General features: G+C 71.1%; 15 protein-coding genes. 9 read left to right on the top strand and 6 right to left on the bottom strand.

Translation table 11 applies throughout. From position 1 onward, the window contains the following. Positions 1-40: 40 nt before the first annotated feature. Entirely contained in the window at positions 41-1,273 is a 1,233-nt protein-coding gene (gene recA / locus ACH34Q_RS29725) for a recombinase RecA (protein ID WP_395986397.1), read from the bottom strand. A gap of 194 nt (positions 1,274-1,467) precedes the next feature. On the opposite strand from recA, the gene ACH34Q_RS29720 reads away from it, so the two are divergent. The 4 genes from ACH34Q_RS29720 (at position 1,468) to ACH34Q_RS29705 (ending at position 4,575) form a co-directional block, all read left to right on the top strand. Continuing rightward, entirely contained in the window at positions 1,468-2,328 is an 861-nt protein-coding gene (locus ACH34Q_RS29720; RefSeq protein ID WP_395986396.1) for an ATP-grasp domain-containing protein, read from the top strand. 180 nt (positions 2,329-2,508) lie between these two features. Next, positions 2,509-2,886 (top strand): hypothetical protein, encoded by a 378-nt coding sequence (locus ACH34Q_RS29715; RefSeq protein WP_395986395.1) that lies wholly within the window; start codon positions 2,509-2,511, stop codon positions 2,884-2,886. A gap of 3 nt (positions 2,887-2,889) precedes the next feature. Further along, complete coding sequence (locus ACH34Q_RS29710) at positions 2,890-4,047, top strand: glutathionylspermidine synthase family protein (protein WP_395986394.1); 1,158 nt, start codon at positions 2,890-2,892, stop codon at positions 4,045-4,047. Positions 4,048-4,116: 69 nt separating this feature from the next. Next, positions 4,117-4,575 carry a DUF350 domain-containing protein gene (locus ACH34Q_RS29705; protein WP_395986392.1) on the top strand — a complete coding sequence of 153 codons (459 nt, stop codon included), beginning with the start codon at positions 4,117-4,119 and terminating at the stop codon, positions 4,573-4,575. A gap of 42 nt (positions 4,576-4,617) precedes the next feature. Here the strand turns inward: ACH34Q_RS29705 and ACH34Q_RS29700 are convergent, their stop codons facing one another. Both ACH34Q_RS29700 and ACH34Q_RS29695 read right to left on the bottom strand, forming a co-directional pair. Beyond that, entirely contained in the window at positions 4,618-4,812 is a 195-nt protein-coding gene (locus ACH34Q_RS29700; RefSeq protein ID WP_395986391.1) for a DUF3046 domain-containing protein, read from the bottom strand. A gap of 9 nt (positions 4,813-4,821) precedes the next feature. Beyond that, entirely contained in the window at positions 4,822-6,135 is a 1,314-nt protein-coding gene (locus tag ACH34Q_RS29695) for an alpha/beta hydrolase fold domain-containing protein (RefSeq protein WP_395986390.1), read from the bottom strand. 161 nt (positions 6,136-6,296) lie between these two features. Between ACH34Q_RS29695 and ACH34Q_RS29690 the strand changes: the two genes are divergently transcribed. Beyond that, positions 6,297-11,030 (top strand): DEAD/DEAH box helicase, encoded by a 4,734-nt coding sequence (locus ACH34Q_RS29690; protein WP_395986389.1) that lies wholly within the window; start codon positions 6,297-6,299, stop codon positions 11,028-11,030. Here ACH34Q_RS29690 and ACH34Q_RS29685 read toward each other — a convergent pair. Beyond that, positions 11,019-11,957 carry a DMT family transporter gene (locus tag ACH34Q_RS29685; RefSeq protein ID WP_395986388.1) on the bottom strand — a complete coding sequence of 313 codons (939 nt, stop codon included), beginning with the start codon at positions 11,955-11,957 and terminating at the stop codon, positions 11,019-11,021. The two genes, ACH34Q_RS29690 and ACH34Q_RS29685, sit on opposite strands and share 12 nt — an antisense overlap. 104 nt (positions 11,958-12,061) lie before the next feature. Between ACH34Q_RS29685 and ACH34Q_RS29680 the strand changes: the two genes are divergently transcribed. Next, complete coding sequence (locus ACH34Q_RS29680; protein ID WP_395986387.1) at positions 12,062-12,628, top strand: TetR/AcrR family transcriptional regulator; 567 nt, start codon at positions 12,062-12,064, stop codon at positions 12,626-12,628. Here ACH34Q_RS29680 and secA2 read toward each other — a convergent pair. After that, positions 12,609-14,843: an accessory Sec system translocase SecA2 gene (secA2, locus tag ACH34Q_RS29675; protein ID WP_395986386.1), complete on the bottom strand. Its 2,235-nt coding sequence runs from the start codon at positions 14,841-14,843 to the stop codon at positions 12,609-12,611. The genes ACH34Q_RS29680 and secA2 overlap by 20 nt on opposite strands. 133 nt (positions 14,844-14,976) lie before the next feature. Between secA2 and ACH34Q_RS29670 the strand changes: the two genes are divergently transcribed. Together ACH34Q_RS29670 and ACH34Q_RS29665 are read left to right on the top strand one after the other, a co-directional pair. Beyond that, positions 14,977-15,942 (top strand): hypothetical protein, encoded by a 966-nt coding sequence (locus tag ACH34Q_RS29670; protein WP_395986385.1) that lies wholly within the window; start codon positions 14,977-14,979, stop codon positions 15,940-15,942. Positions 15,943-16,048: 106 nt separating this feature from the next. Further along, positions 16,049-16,198 carry a hypothetical protein gene (locus ACH34Q_RS29665; RefSeq protein WP_395986384.1) on the top strand — a complete coding sequence of 50 codons (150 nt, stop codon included), beginning with the start codon at positions 16,049-16,051 and terminating at the stop codon, positions 16,196-16,198. Positions 16,199-16,393: 195 nt separating this feature from the next. Here the strand turns inward: ACH34Q_RS29665 and ACH34Q_RS29660 are convergent, their stop codons facing one another. Beyond that, on the bottom strand, positions 16,394-17,605 hold the full coding sequence (locus ACH34Q_RS29660) for an ROK family protein (protein WP_395986383.1): 1,212 nt from the start codon (positions 17,603-17,605) through the stop codon (positions 16,394-16,396). A gap of 313 nt (positions 17,606-17,918) precedes the next feature. On the opposite strand from ACH34Q_RS29660, the gene ACH34Q_RS29655 reads away from it, so the two are divergent. Next, a complete protein-coding gene (locus tag ACH34Q_RS29655; protein WP_395986382.1) occupies positions 17,919-19,205 on the top strand; it encodes an extracellular solute-binding protein in 1,287 nt (428 codons plus the stop codon). Positions 19,206-19,239: the final 34 nt, after the last annotated feature.

Here is a 19,239-nt window from a genome sequence, read left to right as displayed (position 1 = left end):
GCGTCACCCTGGTCGGGAGAATCCCTGTCAGGAAGCACCTTTACGCGTCGCCCGGCTTGGGGATCTCGACCGGCTTGACCGCCTCGGCGGGCGCCGCCTCAACGGGCTTGGCAGGCTCGGCGGCCTCAGCGGGCTTGACGGGCTCTGCCGCCTCCGCCGGCTTGGCGGTCTCGGCCGGCTTGGCGGAGACCGCCGACTTGGCGGCCCTGCCCTTGCGGGTGCCGGTGGACGCGGCGGGCGGGGCGGCGGCCGGGGCCGGGTCGGCCGGCTTGTCGACCTTGGGGCCGATGCCCAGCTTCTCCTTGATCCTCTTCTCGATGCCGTCCGCCATGTCGGGGTTGGCCTTGAGGAAGTTGCGGGCGTTCTCCTTGCCCTGGCCGAGCTGGTCGCCGTCGCAGGTGTACCAGGCACCGGACTTGCGGACGAAGCCGTGCTCGACGCCCAGGTCGATCAGGCCGCCCTCGCGGGAGATGCCGTGGCCGTAGAGGAGGTCGAAGTCGGCGACGCGGAAGGGCGGGGCCATCTTGTTCTTGACGACCTTGACCCGGACGCGGTTGCCGACCGCCTCGGTGCCGTCCTTGAGGGTCTCGATGCGGCGCACGTCGAGCCGGACGGAGGCGTAGAACTTCAGCGCGCGGCCACCGGTGGTGGTCTCGGGCGAGCCGAACATCACGCCGACCTTCTCGCGGAGCTGGTTGATGAACAGCACGGTGGTGCGGGTCTGGTTGATCGCGCCGGTGAGCTTGCGCAGCGCCTGCGACATCAGCCGGGCCTGGAGGCCCACGTGGCTGTCGCCCATCTCGCCCTCGATCTCGGCGCGGGGCACCAGGGCCGCCACGGAGTCGATGACGACGATGTCGACCGCGCCGGAGCGGATCAGCATGTCGGTGATCTCGAGCGCCTGCTCGCCGGTGTCGGGCTGGGACATCAGCATCGCGTCGATGTCGACGCCGAGCGCGCGGGCGTACTCGGGGTCGAGGGCGTGCTCGGCGTCGACGAACGCCGCGATGCCGCCCTGCTTCTGCACGCTCGCCACGGCGTGCAGCGCGATGGAGGTCTTGCCCGATCCCTCCGGTCCGTAGACCTCGACGACCCTGCCGCGCGGCAGGCCGCCGGTGCCGAGCGCGATGTCGAGCGAGATCGCGCCGGTGGGGATCACCTCGACCGGCGCCCGCGCCTCCTCGCCCATCCGCATGATCGAGCCCTTGCCGAACTGCCGCTCGATCTGGGCCAGTGCGGTCTCGAGAGCCTTCTCCCGGTCGTTCGCTGCCATGAGGTGGTGCCCCTTTTCCCGTCTGTCCTTCGATGTCGGAGGCGACGTTACGGGGTGCCACCGACAGTTCCCGGCACTCCGACTTTACCGAACATCCGTTCGATCATGGTCCCGGCCGAGGATTTGCCCGGGAATCGCCCTGCGGGCGACACTCAAGAACCCGTACGCTGGCGCCGTCCACGGAGGGTTCCATCATGACGCTGACCGTCCTCTTCTGCGTCGACCCGCTCCGCCCCCGGCGCGTTGACCCCCACTTCGCCCGCGAGGCGGCCGCCGTACGGGATCACTACGGCGAGATCGCCCTGGTCGACCATGACGCGCTGCAGCGCGGCGACGCCGAGGCGGCGGTACGGGCCGTGCCCAGGGATCTGGGGCCCGTCTGGTACCGCGGCTGGATGCTGACCAGCGCCGAGTACGCCGTGATGGCCGGGCTGCTGAAGTCGCGTGGCACGCTGCTGCTCACGCATCCCGAGGACTACCGGCGCGCACATGAGCTGCCGGGCTGGCACGACACGTTCGCGGGGCTGACCCCGCCAAGCGTGTGGCGCCCGCTCTCCCCGGGCGAGGACCCGGGTGATCTGGGCGAGCTGGTACGTCCCCTGCACGGGGGGCCGGGCATCATCAAGGACTACGTGAAATCGCGCAAGCACGAATGGGACGAGGCGTGCTTCGTTCCGGATCTGAAGAATCTCTCCTCGCTGCGCGGCGTCGTGGCCAAGATGCTCGCGCTGCAGGACGAGTTCCTGGCGGGCGGCCTGGTCGTCCGGGAGTTCGAGCCGTACGGCGGCGATGGTGAGGCGCGCGTGTGGTGGGTGGACGGGGAGCCCGCCCTGGTGGGGCCCCATCCCGACAGCCCGGACCTGGAGCCCGATCCGCAACTGGACTCGGTGGCGCCTGCGGTACGGACGCTGGGGTGCCGTTTCATCACGACGGACCTGGCGTGCCGGGAGGACGGCGTCTGGCGGGTGGTGGAGGTGGGCGACGGCCAGGTGAGCGACCTGCCGTCCACCGTCGATCCGATGGATCTCTACGCGCACCTTCCGGTTCCGGACTAACGCTCGCGGGCCAGACTTTCGTGCCGATGGGAACGGGACACTTGTCTCTTCCGTCCGATCAGCGCCCACCCCTAAGCTATGGCTTCGCGACCGAGAGTTCCCTTCCCGCCGGATGACGCTGGACGCGTCCGTGGGGGCCAGGTCGCCGGTCGCCTCGTTTTCTCGAAGGACGTGTTCGCCTTGCCCCCACAGGAACAGACACGCCGGCTCAGCTCCCGGGCCGTCAAGATCGGAATGGTCAGCGCCCTGTCGCTGACCGTGGCGGCCTGCGGTTCGAAGACCACCACGGCATGGTGCGTGGACCGTGAAGGACTCAATGCCGGCAAGAGCGCCGGCGGCTACCGGGTCGTTTCCGACAGCTTTTGCGACCGGCGCGACATCGACCGCGGAACGATCTCCTACGGCCGTTACTTCTGGTACTACGGCGGCGACCGCGACAGCGACGGGTACGTGTACGGCGGCAGCCGGGTCGGCCCCAGCAAGGGCAAGATCAAGTCCAGCAAGGGGAACACCCTGAGCCGCGGCGGCTTCGGCGGCGGCGGCAAGAGCGGGAGCTAGGCCGTGCGGCGAGCGCGTTCGGAACCGCGCGCGGACTGGGCCGAGAAGGTCGAGTCGCACGGGCTGGCCTACCACCGGACGGCACATCCCGAGCACTTGCCCCGCCCCTACTGGGACGAGTCGGTGCACTACGTCTTCGACATGGACGAGGTCCTGGCCCTGGAAGAGGTGGTCGAGGAACTGCACCGGATGTGCCTGCAGGTGGTCGAGCATGTGGTGACCACCGGCCGCTACAACGTCCTGGGCATTCCCGACTGGGTGGCGCCCCTCATCGAGGAGTCGTGGCGGCGCCAGGATCCGCACCTGTACGGGCGGTTCGACCTCCGCTACGACGGCGAGGGTCCGGCCAAGCTGCTGGAGTACAACGCCGACACCCCCACGTCCCTGGTCGAGAGCTCCATCGTCCAGTGGTTCTGGTTGCAGGACGTCTTTCCCGAGGACGACCAGTGGAACTCCATCCACGAGCGCCTGGTGGGGCGATGGAAGGAGATCGCCTCAGGACTGGGTGACGGCCCGGCCCACTTCGGGTGGACCAGCGGCGACGAGACCGCCGAAGAGGTCATGACGATCGCCTACATGCAGGAGACCGCCGAGGAGGCGGGGATCCCGGGTGTGGGGATCGCCATGGAGGAGATCGGCTGGGATCCGCGGCGCAACCGCTTCGTGGACCTCAAGGAATTCGAGATCCGCACCCTCTGCAAGCTCTACCCGTGGGAATGGATCGTCAACGAGCCGTTCGGCCGGAACATCCCGGGGACGCCGACCAGGTGGATCGAGCCGATCTGGAAGATGGTGCTCTCCAACAAGGCGCTGCTGGTGCTGCTCTGGGAGCTGTTCCCCGGGCACCCCAACCTGCTTCCCACGTACCTGAACACGCCGGCGAGCCTCACGTCCTACGTGCAGAAGCCGCTGCTGGGCCGGGAGGGCGCGAGCATGCGCATCGTCACCCCGGACGGCAAGGAGCAGCGTACGGAGGGGACCTACGGCAAGGAAGGCTTCGTCTTCCAGGAGTTCTGCGCACTACCCGACTTCGACGGGGAGCATCCGGTGCTCGGCGCGTGGATGGTGCACGACGAGGCCGCGGGGCTGGGCATCCGCGAGACCGCCGGGCTCATCACCGACGACACCTCCTCCTTCGTCCCCCACCGCATTCCCCTGTAAGGCATCCCGCTGTAAAGGCGTCCCTCCCAACCCCTGACCGAGTGGGCGCGCGTCCCGCTAAGGAGACCCATGACAACGCTGGCGAACGACGAGAACCTCGGCCAGATCCTGCTGGACGGAACGGGGGCACTGCTCGCCTATGCCGCGGTCGGCCTGCTGCTGTTCGTGGTCGGCTTCTACATGACCGACCTGGCCACCCCGGGCCGGCTGATCACGGTCATCCGCGAGCACCGCAACCCGAACGCCACGCTGCTGGCGTCGGCCTCGACGGTCGGCGTCGGCCTGATCGTCGCGGTCTCGATCTTCGCCTCGCACGGTGACCTGCTGGAGGGCCTGACCCGGACCCTGGTGTTCGGCGCGGTCGGCATCGTCGCGATGACCGCCGCCACACTGATCTTCGACAAGCTGGTCGGGATCAGCATCAAGCAGCTGGCCGACGACGCCGAGGACCGGCTGGAGCCCGCCGCGGTCCTGCTGGCGGTCGCCAACCTGATGATCGGTTTCGTCACCGCCGTCGCGGTCTACTGATCCCGGAGGCGGTGGTGGCCCCCGCCCCCTTCCGTACGGCCTTCAGCGCAGGCGGGAGGGGACGTCGAAGGTGGCCACCACCGCCTGCCAGACCTTCTTGGGGGGCACGCCCTCCGCGAGGGCCTGCTCGATCGTACGGCCGTCCAGTTCGGCCAGGACGTGGTCCTTGGCCACGCTGGACGCGTAGGCGTCGCCGAACTGCTGTCGCATCCGTTCCCAGAACAATGTGAGCCGCACCCGCTCACGCTATCCGAGCGAGTCGGTGACCTCGTCCGGTACGGAGGGCGGCGCGGCGCTCTGGCGGTACTGCCGGTGCAGGCCGGTCAGGTAGCGCTCCACGCCTTCGATGACCCGGGCCGTACGGTACGAGGGGAAGACGTCGAAGCCGTGCTGGCCGCCCTTCATCTCGGCGTAGACGACGGGTGCGTCCGACGCCTCGCGCAGCCGTTTCACGAAGCGCCGTGCCTCGCCCACCGGGATGAGGGAGTCGTGGCTGCCGTGGATGACGAAGAACGGGGGCGCGTCCTTCCGGAGGTAGCTCACCGGTGACGCCTTGGCGAAGGCCTCCGGTTCCTTCTCGAAGGACTTCTTGACCACCATGCGTTGCATGATGGTGGTGGCTCCCATGGGGACGGGCCAAGGGCCGGGCTCGACGAGGTCGTACACGCCGTAGAAGGGGACCGCGCCCCGGACGCTGGTGTCGACGTCCTCGAATCCGGGCTGGAACTCCGGTTCGTTGGCGGTGAGGGCGACCATCGCGGCGAGGTGCCCGCCGGCGGAACCGCCCGTGACGCAGAGGAAGTCGGGGTCGGCCCCATATTCGGCCGCGTGCTCCCGGTACCACGTGAAGAAGTGCTTCAGGTCGATCAGGTGCTCGGGCCACGTGGCCTTCGGGCTGAGCCGGTAGTTGACGTTGAAGCCCACCCACCCTTGGACGGCCATGTGGTTGAGCAGGGGCAGCCCCTGCTCGCGCTTGTCGCCGATGACCCAGGCGCCTCCGTGGATCTCCATGAGTCCCGGACGCAGCCCGCCGTCCTCCTTCGAGGATCGGGAGACGCCGGTGGACCGGGAGACGCCTGAGGAGCGGTAGACGTCGGCGGGCTGGTAGACGTCGAGCTTCAGCCGCAGGCGTTCCCGCTCATGGAAGACGATGTTGCGCCGGACCTTGACGCCCCGCCGCGGGATCAGGCACAGCGGCGGGACGATGAGATGGGCCAGCGGGTAGCGGGGCGCCCGTTCGGGGTCCAGGTCCAGGGGAGCACCGCTGTCCCTGAGGGTCACGACGGTACGGCGCGCGGCGATGATCGTGGCGATCGTGCCCGCGACCCCGGCCGCCCCCAGGATGAGCCCGAGCCAGCCCGCCCACCCCGTCAGCCCTCCGTACGCGGAGAGAGCGGCCATGCCGGCGATCTCCGCCACAAGGAGGTGCGGTGCCATCTCGATGGTGAGCCACCCGGAGAAGAAGCTCGGGACGAGCAGCCACGGGTGTCGGCGGGGGAAATGCGCGTTCAGCGCGAGCACCAGGGCCAGGGCGCCGACGGCGAGCAGGGCGTACGGCATCAGGACTCAGCCTCCTTCGGGCCGAACGACCGCGAGGCGAACGACCGCCTTACAGGATGACCCAAGCAAGCATTCGCTTACAATATGATCCCGGCCACCTTCGCCGCCGCTCCGCCGGAGCCGCGGCGCAGACTGTCACAGGCACGGTGCAGGATGGGGACATGAGCGTTGACGTGCTCGAACGCTTCTCCCCCGCCACTCGCGCCTGGTTCGAGGGCGCCTTCGCCGCGCCCACGCCGGCGCAGGCCGGGGCCTGGGACTCCATCTCCGGAGGCGACAACACCCTGGTCGTCGCCCCGACCGGATCCGGCAAGACGCTGGCCGCCTTCCTCTGGTCCCTCGACCGCCTGGCGGCACCGCAGGAGGGCCCCGGCGGGCCGGGGGACGCGCCCGACCCCAAGCGGCGCTGCCGGGTGCTGTACGTCTCACCGCTCAAGGCCCTGGCCGTCGACGTCGAGCGCAACCTGCGGGCGCCCCTCACCGGGATCCGCCAGGCCGCGCGCCGGCTCGGGCTGCCCGAGCCGGACCTGCGCGTCGGGATCCGGTCCGGCGACACCCCGGCCGACGAGCGCCGCCGGCTGGCGGCCAGGCCGCCGGACATCCTGATCACCACGCCGGAGTCGCTGTTCCTGATCCTCACCTCGCAGGCCCGCGAGTCGCTGCGCGGGGTGGAGACGGTGATCGTGGACGAGGTGCACGCCGTCGCCGGCACCAAGCGCGGCGCGCATCTGGCGCTGTCCCTGGAGCGCCTGGACGCCCTGCTCGAACGTCCCGCCCAGCGTGTCGGCCTTTCCGCGACGGTCCGCCCCATCGACGAGATCGCGGCGTTCCTCGGGGGCGCCCGTACGGCCACGACCGTGCAGCCCCCTTCGGACAAGGTGTTCGACATCGACATCGTCGTACCGGTCGAGGACATGGGGACCGTGGGCCAGTTCGTGGACGGCTCGGGGACGGCCGACCCCAGGCAGCGCAGTATCTGGCCCCATGTGGAAGACCGCCTGCTCGACCTCATCGAGGCGCACCGTTCCACTTTGGTGTTCGCGAACTCACGGCGCCTGGCCGAGCGGCTGTGCGGACGTCTCAACGAGCTGGCGTACGAGCGGAGCGTCGGCCCCCTGACGGAAGACCACGCACCGGCCGAGATGATGGCGCAGGCGGGCGCGACCAAGGGGGCGCCCCAGGAGATCGCGCGCGCCCACCACGGCTCGGTCTCCAAGGAGGAGCGGGCCGGGATCGAGGACGCCCTCAAGCAGGGCCGCCTGCCGGCCGTCGTCGCGACCTCCAGCCTTGAGCTGGGCATCGACATGGGTGCGGTCGACCTCGTCGTCCAGGTGGAGTCGCCCCCTTCCGTGGCCAACGGCCTGCAACGTGTGGGCCGGGCGGGCCACCAGGTGGGGGCGGTCTCCAAGGGCGTCATCTTCCCCAAGTACCGGGGCGACCTCGTGCAGACGACCGTGGTGGCCGAACGCATGCGCACCGGCCAGATCGAGGAGATGCACTACCCGCGCAACCCGCTCGACGTGCTGGCCCAGCAGATCGTCGCGATGGTGGCGATGGACGAGTGGACGGTCGACGAGCTGGAGGGCCTGGTCAAGCGGGCCGCCTCGTTCGCCACGCTGCCGCGCTCCGCCCTGGAGGCGACCCTCGACATGCTCGCGGGGCGCTACCCGAGCGACGAGTTCGGCGAGCTGCGTCCCCGCCTCGTATGGGACCGCGTCACCGGAGTGCTGCGCGACCGTCCCGGCGCCCAGCGGCTCGCGGTCACCAGCGGTGGCACGATCCCCGACCGCGGCCTGTTCGGTGTCTTCCTCGTCGGCGAGACTGCGTCAGCCCGGGGGGCGACCCCCGGATCCCCCGGGAGGTCCCGGGTGGGCGAGCTGGACGAGGAGATGGTGTACGAGTCGCGCGTGGGCGACGTCTTCGTCCTCGGCGCCAGCTCGTGGCGGATCGAGGACATCACCCCGGACCGCGTCCTGGTGTCCCCCGCCCCAGGGCAGCCCGGCAAGCTGCCGTTCTGGCATGGCGACACCCTCGGCCGTCCCGCCGAGCTGGGGCGCGCCCTGGGAGGGTTCACCCGCGAACTCGCCGGCCTCCCCGCCGACGAGGCCCGCGCACGCGTCACCGCGGCGGGCCTGGACGAATGGGGCGCCGACAACTTGATCTCCTACCTCGCCGAGCAGCGCGAGGCCACCGGCCACATCCCGGACGACCGCACCATGGTGGTCGAACGGTTCCGCGACGAGCTGGGCGACTGGCGGATGGTCGTGCACTCCCCCTTGGGAGCCCGCCTGCACGCCCCCTGGGCCCTGGCCATGGCGGGCCGCCTCCGCGAGCGCTACGGCGTTGACGCCCAGGCGATGCACGCCGACGACGGCATCGTCATCCGGATCCCCGACATGGACGACCCGCCCAGCCTCGATCTGGCCGTCTTCGACCCCGACGACATCGAACGCATCGTCGTCGACGAGCTGGGCGGCTCGGCGCTGTTCGCGGCCCGGTTCCGGGAGTGCGCGGCCCGTTCCCTGCTGCTCCCCCGCCGCAGTCCCGGCAAGCGGATGCCCCTGTGGCAGCAGCGCCAGCGCGCCGCGCAGTTGCTGGCGGTCGCGAGCAGGTACCCCTCGTTCCCGATCGTCCTGGAGACGATGCGCGAGTGCCTGCAGGACGTGTTCGACGTTCCGGGGCTGGTCGGCCTGATGCGCGATCTGTCCGGCCGCAAGGTCCGCCTCGTCGAGGTGGAGACGCCCGAGCCCTCGCCGTACGCGCGCTCGCTGCTGTTCCACTACGTGGGCGCCTTCATGTACGAGGGCGACTCGCCCCTCGCCGAACGCCGCGCCCAGGCCCTCGCCCTCGACACGGCCCTCCTGTCCGAGCTGCTCGGCCAGGCCGACCTGCGCGAGCTACTCGACCCCGAGGTCGTCGCCGAGCTCGACCGTGAGCTGCAGCGCCTGACCGGAGACCGCCGAGCCCGCGGGCTGGAAGGCGTGGCCGACCTGCTGCGCGGTCTGGGCCCCCTCACCACCGCCGAGGCGATCCAGCGCACAGCCCTCAAGGCCGCCACCGAAAGCAGCGAGCCGGAGAGCATCGACGCCACCACGCTTCCACTCGACCCGGACACCGAGCCGGACGACACGTCCCCCGAAAGAAACCCCGAAGGAAACCCCGAAGCGGCGCACTGGCTGTCCGAGCTGGAGGCGACACGGCGCGCCATCCGGGTCCGCATAGCGGGCCAGGAGCACTGGGCCGCGATCGAGGACGCCGGGCGGCTACGCGACGCGCTGGGCGCACCGCTCCCCGTAGGCATCCCCGAGGCGTTCCTTGAGCCGGTCGACGATCCCCTGGGCGACCTCATCTCCCGGTACGCCCGTACGCACGGCCCGTTCCAGGCCGGCACCGCCGCCACACGCTTCGGCCTGGGGCCTGCCGTAGTGGTGGAGACCCTGCGCAGGCTGTCCGCCGCCGGACGCGTCGTGGAGGGCGAGTTCCTCCCCGTCGAGGCGGTCTCCGGCCCCCTGACCAGCGAATGGTGTGACGCGGGCGTCCTCCGGTCGCTGCGCCGCCGTTCCCTGGCCCGCCTCCGCTCCGAGGTGGAGCCCTCGCCGCCCGAGGCCCTGGGCCTGTTCCTGCCCGTCTGGCACGGCATCGCGGGCCACTCCCGGCTGCGCGGCATCGACGCCCTCGTCCAGGCCATCGAGCAGCTCCAGGGCTCGGCCGTCCCCGCCTCGGCGCTGGAGTCCCTCGTCCTGCCGTCCCGCATCCAGGGCTACTCGACCGCGATGCTCGACGAGCTCACCTCCGCGGGCGAGGTGGTCTGGTCGGGCCAGGGCGGGCTGCCCGGCGGCGACGGCTGGATCTCCCTCTACCTGGCCGACACCGCGCCGCTGCTGATGCCCGAGCCGGCCGAGATCACCCTCACCCCCGTCCACCAGGCGGTGCTCGACACCCTCTCCGACGGCGGGGCGCTGTTCTTCCGCATGCTCTCCGACCGCGTCAACACCGCGATCACGGTCAACGACCAGGACCTGGTCACCGCCGTATGGGACCTGGTCTGGGCGGGACACCTCACCAACGACACCCTCGCCCCGCTCCGTTCCGCGTTGGGCTCGGGCAAGCCCACCCACCGTTCCAGCAAGACCCGGCGCGGACGCCCCGTCCTGCCCTCCCGTACGGGCCCGCCCACAGTAGCGGGGCGCTGGTGGCTGCTCCCGGAGCGAGAGAGCCGCGCGACCCTGCGTTCGCACGCCCGGGCGGAGGCCCTGCTCGACCGCTACGGCATCGTCATCCGGGGCGCCGTCGCGGCCGAGCACACGCCCGGCGGCTTCGCGGCCGTCTATCCCGTCCTGCGCGCGTTCGAGGAGACCGGGCGCTGCCGGCGCGGCTACTTCGTCGAGGGCCTGGGCGCGGCCCAATTCGCCCTCCCCGGAGCCGTCGACCGCCTCCGCGCCCTGCGCCCGGCCGCGCCGCTTCCTCCGGCCGACCCCTGGCAGACCCCCCTGCCCGGTGACGCCCGCACCTCCCAGGACCGCCGCGCCCTCGTCCTGGCCGCCGCCGATCCCGCCAACCCGTACGGTGCCGCGCTCCCCTGGCCCAGCCGCGAGGACGAGGTCGCCAGCGGCCACAAGCCGGGCCGCAAGGCCGGCGCGCTGGTCGTCCTGGTCGACGGCGCCCTCGCCCTCTACGTGGAACGCGGCGGCCGCACACTCCTCACCTGGGACGACTCCCCCGACGTCGTGCAACCCGCCGTCGACGCCCTCGCCCTCGCCGTACGCGAAGGTGCCCTGGGCCGCCTCACGGTCGAACGAGCCGACGGCGAAGCCATCACCAACTCCCCCGTGGCCGCCGCCCTCGAGTCCGCCGGCTTCCACCCCACCCCCAAGGGCCTCCGCCTACGCGCCTGACCGGCCGACCAATTGTCCCGGGGGCGCCTGGGAGTCGGCGGGTGAGACGGCTTCGCCCGACGCCTTGGAGGTACGGATCAGCAGGACGGCCACTGCGCAGACCGCTACGCCCGCCAGGGAGAGTGGGGCGATGGCTCCGCCGAACATCAGCCAGGCCCACAGCATGGTCGCGGGTGGGGTCAGGTACAGGAGGGCGGAGACCCGGGCGACACCGTTGCGGTACAGGTTGATCCAGTAGAGGCCGTAGCCGCCGAACATCGCCAGCACCACCAGGACGGCGATGGCGGCCCAAAAAGTGGGGTCGGCGGGAGGCGTCAGGGTACGGGTCGCCAGCGCGAGGCCGGTGAACAGTACGGCGCTGATGCCCGCCTGGACTGCCAGCGCTTCGATGAGGCCGATCGACGGGCGGGTCCTGCGCTCGACGAGGGTGGCGGCGACCAGGGACACCATGGCCCCGATCGGAAGCGCGTATGCCCAGAGCGGGACCCCGGAAGTCGCCCCGACATCGCCGCCGACCACCAGGGCGACGCCGCCGAGGCCGATGAGAAGGCCGATGACCTGCCGGGGGACGACGGATTCGCCGAGCAGCGGGACGGCCAGGGCGACGGCGACGATGGGTTGCAGCGCGCAGATCAGGGCGCTGGTGCCGGGGGCGACGCCGTGCTCGACGGAGGCGAACACGCCGTACAGGTAGCCGACCTGGCCGAGCGTGCCGATGAGGATGTGCAGGCCGAGATCGCGGGCGGGGATGTGGGGGCGCCGCCACAGCAGCCAGGCGGCCAGCGGGACGGCGGCGATGATGAAGCGCCAGGCGAGCAGCGAGGACGCGGGGGCGCTGGCGGCGCCGAGTTCGGCACCGATGAAGCCGGAGCTCCACAGGACGACGAACCCCGCTCCGAGCAGGACGTCGTGACTTGGCCGGGACACCAGGACCTCCAGAGGTATACATACCGGTATAGCTACAGCCTACCTATACCGGTATGTATACTTGTGGTGTACCGACCGGGTGCGCCTACGGAAGGAGCCATCGCGTGATCAAGGAACGCCCGCTGACACCGGCAGGCCGCCGGGTGCTCGACGTCGCGAGCAGGCTCTTCTACGACCGGGGCATCGGCCAGGTCGGCATGGAACTGATCGCCGCCGAGGCCGGGGTCACGAAGAAGACCGTCTACGACCGCTTCGGCTCGAAGGAGACGCTGGTCCTGGCGTACCTGCGCGCCCGGGACGAGCGCTGGCGCGCCTTCCTGAACGAGCGGCTGGCCACCGTGGACGATCCCCGCGAGCGCATCCTCATGACGTACGACGCGAACGGCGAATGGCTGCGCGCCAACAGCAAGCGCGGCTGCTCCATGATCAACGCCTGCGCCGAACTACCGGATCCCGCGCATCCCGTCCATGAGACCGCCGCCCAGCAGAAGGCATGGCTCAGGGAGCTCTACGCCGGGCTGGCCGCCGAGTCCGGATTCGAACGGGCGCTCGCGGACCGGCTCCTGATCCTGCACGAGGGCGCCACGGTCGCGTTCAGCATCGCCGGGATCCGGAACGCGACCGACACCGCCCGCGACACGGCGGCCGCCCTCATGAGCGCCGGGACCTGACCAGGGAGACCAGGCTCCGGAAGGCCCGCTCCTCCATGGTCCCGAACGGGTTGTCGTGGACGATGTACGTCCACGTCGCCGAGGGCCTCTTGGTGAGGTCGTCCAGGTCGTCCAGGCTCTCCAGGCCGGCGAACGCGCCCGCGGCCTCGTCCCGGGCACGGGTGAGGAGCTTCTTGCCCGCCGGTACGGCCTCGCGGTGGAACTCGACCAGCGGGTCCAGCCCGCGGCCGAGCGATCGCAGGTGGATCCCCTCGCGCAGGTCGGCGAGATAGGCCAGGTGCTCGGCCCAGCAGCGGTCCAGGTGGAACAGCAGGAGGCGGCGGGCCGCCTCGCCGACCGCGCCGCCGCCCTTCGCCAGAGCGGCGTGGTGCGAGGGATGGCGCTCCAGCATCAGCCGGTCGGCCTCGTCGCCGTCCAGGACGCGGTCCCGTTCGGCGAGGAGTTCCCGCCGCTGCAGCCCGATCAGATGGTGGTAGCGCCAGGTGTTGCGGTGGATCTCCAGGTCCACGCCCTCGGCGACGCGCTGGGCATGGCCGACGATCCAGTGCGCGCCCTTGCTCTCGATCCGGCCCTCGTCGTCGGCCGGCGCCGCCTGCTCCTCGCCCGGGGCGTACCGGGTGACCAGCTCGTCCTCCATGCTGGTGAAGAAGACCGAGGCGCCCGGATCGCCCTGGCGGCCCGCCCGGCCGCGCAGCTGATCGTCCAGCCGGCCGCTGTGGTAGCGGCCGGTACCGATCACCAGCAGGCCCTCGGTGACGCCGTCGCCGAGGCGGATGTCGGTGCCGCGGCCGGCCATCTGGGTGGAGACGGTGATCGCGCCCCGCTCGCCCGCGCGGGCGATGATCGCGGCCTCCTCGGCGTCGTTCTTGGCGTTGAGGACCACCCGGTCCAGACCGGCCCGGTCGAGCCGGCGGGCGAGCCGCTCGGACGCGGCGACGTCCAGCGTGCCGATCAGGACGGGACGGCCGGTGGCGTGCGCGGCGGCGATCTCCTCGGTGATCGCCAGCTCCTTGTCCACGGCGGTCGCGTACAGCCGGTCGGGCTCGTCCACCCGGATCCGCGGCCGGTTCGGCGGGATCACCGCGATCTCCAGGCCGTAGAACTCCCGCAGCTGCCCGGCCACCCCGAGCGCGGTGCCGGTCATCCCGCACCGTACGGAGTAGCGCCCGATCAGCTCCTGGACGGTGATCGAGTCGAGGATCTCCCCGCTCGGGGACGCCTCCAGGGCCTCCTTGGCCTCGACCGCCGCCTGCAGCCCGTCCGGCCAGCGCTGCAGCAGCGCGACCCGGCCGCGCGACTCGCTGATCAGCTTCACGGCGCCGTCCCGGACGATGTAGTCGACGTCGCGGTGCAGCAGCGCCTCGGCGTGCAGCGCCACGTTCACCGCGGTGAGCACGTCCAGGTGCTCGGGCGCGTAGAGGTCGACGTCGAGGGACCGTTCGACCTCGCGGGTCCCCGCCGTGGTGAGCCGTACGTTGCGCCCCTCGTCGTCGGACGCGTAGTGCAGGCCCGGGCGCAGCCGCCTGACCAGCTCGGCGTACGAGGGTCCCTCGTACGCGGGGCCGGTCGCGCCCGCCAGCACGAGCGGCACCATGGCCTCGTCCACGAGCACCGAGTCGGCCTCGTCGATCAGCGCGACCTCGGGCCCGGGGAGCACCCGGTCCGCCGGATCGGTGACGAGCCGGTCGCGGAGCAGGTCGAAGCCGACCTCGCTGACGGGCGCGTACGTGACGTCGGCGGCGTACGCGGCGCGCCGCTCGGCGGGCGTGGACTCCTGCCCGACCCATCCGACGGTGACGCCCAGCAGCGTGTAGATCGGCTCCATCCATTCGGCGTCGCGCCGCGCGAGGTAGTCGTTCACCGACATGACGTGGACCTTCTTGCCCCGCCGCGCGTACCCGGCGGCGGCGAGCGCGCCGGCCAGCGTCTTGCCCTCCCCGGTCGCCATCTCGGCGACCTGCCCGGCCAGCAGCGCGAGCGTGCCGAGCAGCTGGACGTCGTACGGGCGCTCGCCCAGCGCCCGCCGCGCCGCCTCCCGGCCGGCCGCGCACAGCTCCACCGGATCATCGAAGTCCAGCGCCGCCAGCTCCGCGCCGGTGAGGTCCCGCACGTCCGCCTCGCGCTCGCCCGCGGCGGCGACGATCTTCTCGTACGGTGCCAGACCGGCGCTCCCCGGGCGCTGCAGCACGCGGCGCAGCCGATCACGCAAGGCCATGGCGCTCCCCCTCCACCGGATGACGTTTCCCCCAATGATCCCAGCGTCCGGGCGGAACCCGTCCCGTCCCCCGCCCGTCCCACCCAGACGCGCCGACGATCACGGAGCGCGGACCCCCTGACCAGGAGCATCGGTGTACCTCAAGGACGACGGAACGCTCGATCACCATGAGCTGACCCGTACGCTCCTGGGCATCGTGACCGACCGCCCGTGCCGCGATCCGGCCGCGGTGCTGTGCTGGCTGGCGGCGCGGCTGGACGCCGACCCGGCCGGGCGGGACGGGCCCGCGCTGACCGTCGCCGTGTCCGCGACCTCGTGCTACGCGCTCTGGCGGATCCGGCGGGTGGCGGTGATCGACGCGCTCATCGCGGCGGCCGGACGCGCCGCGTCGGTGTACGGAGCGTCCGCTTGCACGGCCCCCGGCGCGCACCGCCACCCGGACACCCGCTCGATCGGTGACCAGGAGGCGATCGCCCACCTGGCCGGACGGGTCGCCGTCCTGGACGACGGCTGGCGCTGCCCGGTCTTCCTGGCCGAACTCGCCGGCGACACGCTCACCGTCCTGCGCAACGGCCGCCAGGCCCGCTTCGAGGCCCCCACGACGGCGGACCTGGACGCGTTCTTCCTCACCGAGGGAAAGGCCCGCATCGAAAACCTGACACTGACGGTCGAACGGCTCCGTCCCGGCGGCCCGAACGACTTGGCCGAGCAGGCGGCATTGTGGGCGGCGCGCAGACTCCTGTCCGGAAGAGCCCTTCCCGAGGAACGGCTACCGCTGTTCCTTACAGTGTGTTTTGCGGCACAGCACTGCCATTGGTGCGGGACACCGCCGGCCATGGTGTCGGCCTATCGCGACGCGCTGGCCACCATCGACCAGGCTCCCCTCACAGGCACGTGCCCGCACCAGCACCGCCATCCCCAGGTACCGCCCAGGACGCTCCTGCGGTACGTACGGGCTCTTGCGGGCTTCGGAAGCGATGGCCCGCGCATCGACGGAGACGCCTGGAACTGCCCGCGCCACATGGCGGAACGCGCCCGCGACATGCTCGCCTACACCGCCGGCTACCTGGGACTGGACGAACCTCAGCACAAGGTCTGACCACGAATTCATCCCTGCGGCGGATCCCCTGTCATCCCATTCCTGGGATGATCAGACCAATGGGGTTGCGGTGGCAATGACGTCACCGCGGAACGGGGATTTCACCATGACGCCGACCACTCGCTGGGCCGCCGCCCAGCGGCGCAAGCGCCAGGTCATCAACCAGACGGTCATCGACCGCGCACTAAGGGATCCGCGCCGAACCCAAGCGCCGGTACGCCGCACGACCAAACGCACGCACGCCACCGCGAAGTAGCACCACAACAAGCAGCACCACCCAGTACGGGGGGCCAGGGGGTATCCCCCGGCTGGGGGGCGTGGGGGGCGGAGCCCCTCACCCGGATCCGAGCGCGGCCCCTTCGCGAGCGCAGCGAGCGAAGGGGCCGCGAACGGTCCGCCTGGGGGTCTGGGGGTGGTCCCCCAGGCAAATACAGCCCCCAGGTAAACACAGCTAGCTAGAGAAGACTTCTTCGCGGGCTCGTTCCAGGGCCGCGTGCAGCGCTCCGCGTAGCACAGGGTTGCCTTCCACTTCCGTCACCGCGATCCGCGGGCGGGTGGGGCTGATGCGTCCGACCGCGTGCTCGATGCGGTCGGCCAGGGGGCGTCCGCCGACTCGTCCCAGCTGCCCGGAGAGCACGACGAGTCCCGGGTCCAGGATGATGGCGACCGAGGTGACGCCGTAGGAGATGCGGTCGGCCAGGGCGTCGAGGAAGGCTCCGCCGCGCCGCTCGTCGGCGGCCGCCGCGCGGACGCACTCGATCGCCGTGGGCTCGTTCATGCCGTGCGCGTGCGCGAGGTCGCGTACGGCGTCCGCGCCGACCAGTGAGCCGTAGCCGCCGGCCAAGGCGGGGATGCCCCAGGTGCTGGACGCGGTGACGTTCTCCTCGCCAGGGTGGGGGCGGGCCTTGCCCGACGGCAGGGGTGCTCCGGGTACGGGCAGGTAGCCGATCTCGCCGGCGCCGCCCGACCGGCCCCGGTGCAGTTGCCCGCCCAGCATGATCGACAGGCCCATCCCGCGGCCGAGCCAGACGAGCGCGAAGTCGTCCACGTTCCGGGCGGCCCCGTAGGCGCGCTCGGCGACGGCGGCGAGGTTGACGTCGTTCTCGATGGTGACGGGGCGACGCAGGTCGGTGCGCAGGCCGGCCAGGACGCCTTCGTGCCAGGCGGGCAGGTCGAACGAGAACTGCACGTCGCCGGAGCGGGGGTCGACCACGCCGGGGCTGCCGATGACGAAGGCGTTCAGCCGGCCGAGCGCGACCTTGGCCGAACGGCAGGCCTTCACGACGGCGTTGTGGACGAGCTTGACCGGGTCGTCGGCGCCGTTGGGGTCGACGGTGACCTGCCCGGTGATGGTGCCGGTGATGTCGGCGACGCCCGCGGTGACGCCGTCGGGGCCGACCTCGAGGCCGGCGACGTAGGCGCTGGAGGGGACGACCGCGTACAGTGCGGCGTTCGGTCCGCGCCCGCCCTCCTGCGCTCCGACGACCTCGACCAGCCCGCGCTCCTCCAGCCGGGACAGCAGCTGGGACGCGGTGACCTTGGACAGCCCGGTGTGCTCGCCGATCTGGGACCGGGTCAGCGGTCCCTGCCCGACCAGCAGGTCCAGTGCGGCACGGTCGTTGAGTTCACGCAGCAGCCGGGGGGTCCCGGGGCGTTGGGCCATGCTCGCGTTCCCCTCGTATCTCGAACGTCCGCAAGCGCCGAGGCGGTAGAAGTCTCAATCCGCTAACGGACGGTTTTATTTAGGAAAGTTTCTTGTTAGTTTACGGCAAGCGTCCTACCGCCCGGCCACCCGGGCGGCACGGCGGGGACGCGCACAGCGCCGGCCGGCGGGCCGGGCGCCCAGGCGGACGGCACGGAGGAGAAAGGGGCATGGCTGGACCTTAACGGTCCGGTACCTTCCCCCCACCCCTCATCCTCGTGCCTTCCCCGGGCCCCGTACCGCGCGGGCCGATGCCGGAAAAGGAGAAGACCCCATGAAGATCGCGAAATTCGCGGCCGTCGGCGCCGCTCTGGCGATCGGGCTGTCCGCCTGCGGCGGCGGCGACGACGGAAAAGGCTCCACGGGCGAAGAACCCGCGAAGATCACCGCGTGGTTCATGGGCGCCGCCAACGCGCCCCAGGACAAGGTCCTGGCCCAGGCGAAGGCGGACTTCCAGCAGAAGCATCCCAAGACCGATGTCGAGGCCGTGTACGTTCCCTGGCCCGACGCCACCAAGAAGCTCCAGGACGCGCTCAACACCGGCCAGGGCCCGGACGTCGTGGAGATCGGCAACGACCAGGTCGTGACCTGGGCCGCCCAGGGCGCGCTGACCGACGTCACCAAGCAGTACGGTGCCTGGCCCGAGGGCAAGGACGTCGTCAAGGGTTCGCTGGAGCTCGGCCAGCTGGACGGCAAGACCTACGCGGTGCCGTGGTACGCGGGCGTCCGGGTGGTCTGGTACCGCAAGGACATCTTCGACAAGAACAAGATCACGGTGCCCAAGACCTGGGACGAGCTGAAGGCCGCGGCCAAGAAGATCCAGGACTCCGAGGGCGGCGACGTCGCCGGCATCGCGGCGCCCAGCGACTTCACCAACGGCTTCGCCAGCTTCCTGTGGAGCGCCGGCGGCGAGATCGCGGCCCGCGAGGGCGACAAGTGGGTGGGCAAGCTGGACACCCCCGAGGCCAAGAAGGCCGTCGAGTACTACACCGGACTGGTCAAGGACGGCGTCGCACCCAAGAAGTACATCGGCGTGAACGAGCTGGCCGGCCCGCAGCGCGACTTCGCCAACGGCAAGGTCGGGATGTACATCGACGGCGCCTGGACGCTGCCGCAGATCGAGGAGATCAGCAAGAAGCACACCGGAAAGATGGGCGTGTTCACCATCCCGACCCCGACCGGGCAGATCGGCCCGGCGTTCGCGGGCGGCTCGCACCTGGCGGTCTGGAAGGACAGCAAGAGCCCGGACGCCGCGTTCGACTACGTGTCCTCGGTGGCGAGCAAGAAGAACGCCAAGGCGTTCGCCGACGGGCTGAAGTTCTTCCCGCAGTTCAACGACCTGCTGTCGGGCGGCGGCTACGGCACCGACCCGATTCAGGGCCCGGCGTCCCAGCAGATGGCCAACGTCAAGGGCGCGCCCAAGACGCCGAACTGGACCGAGGCCGACCAGAACAAGAAGATCATCCCGACCATGCTGAAGGCGGTCATGAACGGGACCCCGGTGGACGAGGCCGTGGCCAAGGCCAACAAGGACCTCACCGACACGCTGAACCAGGGCTGACGCCGACCGCACCGCCCTTGAGTCACACCCGCAT

This window comes from Actinomadura sp. 9N407, from assembly GCF_044326315.1.
In the GTDB taxonomy this organism is placed as follows: Bacteria; Actinomycetota; Actinomycetes; order Streptosporangiales; family Streptosporangiaceae; genus Spirillospora.
The sequence above is the reverse complement of the archived record's forward strand: the minus strand, read 5'-3'. Positions and strand labels throughout refer to the sequence as shown.

What these genes read in the sequence shown, in the direction of transcription:
- recA (WP_395986397.1), bottom strand. Translation starts at nt 1,273, where the DNA reads ATGGCAGCGAACGACCGGGAGAAGGCTCTCGAGACCGCACTGGCCCAG.
- ACH34Q_RS29720 (WP_395986396.1), top strand. Translation starts at nt 1,468, where the DNA reads ATGACGCTGACCGTCCTCTTCTGCGTCGACCCGCTCCGCCCCCGGCGC.
- ACH34Q_RS29705 (WP_395986392.1), top strand. Translation starts at nt 4,117, where the DNA reads ATGACAACGCTGGCGAACGACGAGAACCTCGGCCAGATCCTGCTGGAC.
- ACH34Q_RS29695 (WP_395986390.1), bottom strand. Translation starts at nt 6,135, where the DNA reads ATGCCGTACGCCCTGCTCGCCGTCGGCGCCCTGGCCCTGGTGCTCGCG.
- ACH34Q_RS29690 (WP_395986389.1), top strand. Translation starts at nt 6,297, where the DNA reads ATGAGCGTTGACGTGCTCGAACGCTTCTCCCCCGCCACTCGCGCCTGG.
- secA2 (WP_395986386.1), bottom strand. Translation starts at nt 14,843, where the DNA reads ATGGCCTTGCGTGATCGGCTGCGCCGCGTGCTGCAGCGCCCGGGGAGC.
- ACH34Q_RS29665 (WP_395986384.1), top strand. Translation starts at nt 16,049, where the DNA reads ATGACGCCGACCACTCGCTGGGCCGCCGCCCAGCGGCGCAAGCGCCAG.
- ACH34Q_RS29660 (WP_395986383.1), bottom strand. Translation starts at nt 17,605, where the DNA reads ATGGCCCAACGCCCCGGGACCCCCCGGCTGCTGCGTGAACTCAACGAC.
- ACH34Q_RS29655 (WP_395986382.1), top strand. Translation starts at nt 17,919, where the DNA reads ATGAAGATCGCGAAATTCGCGGCCGTCGGCGCCGCTCTGGCGATCGGG.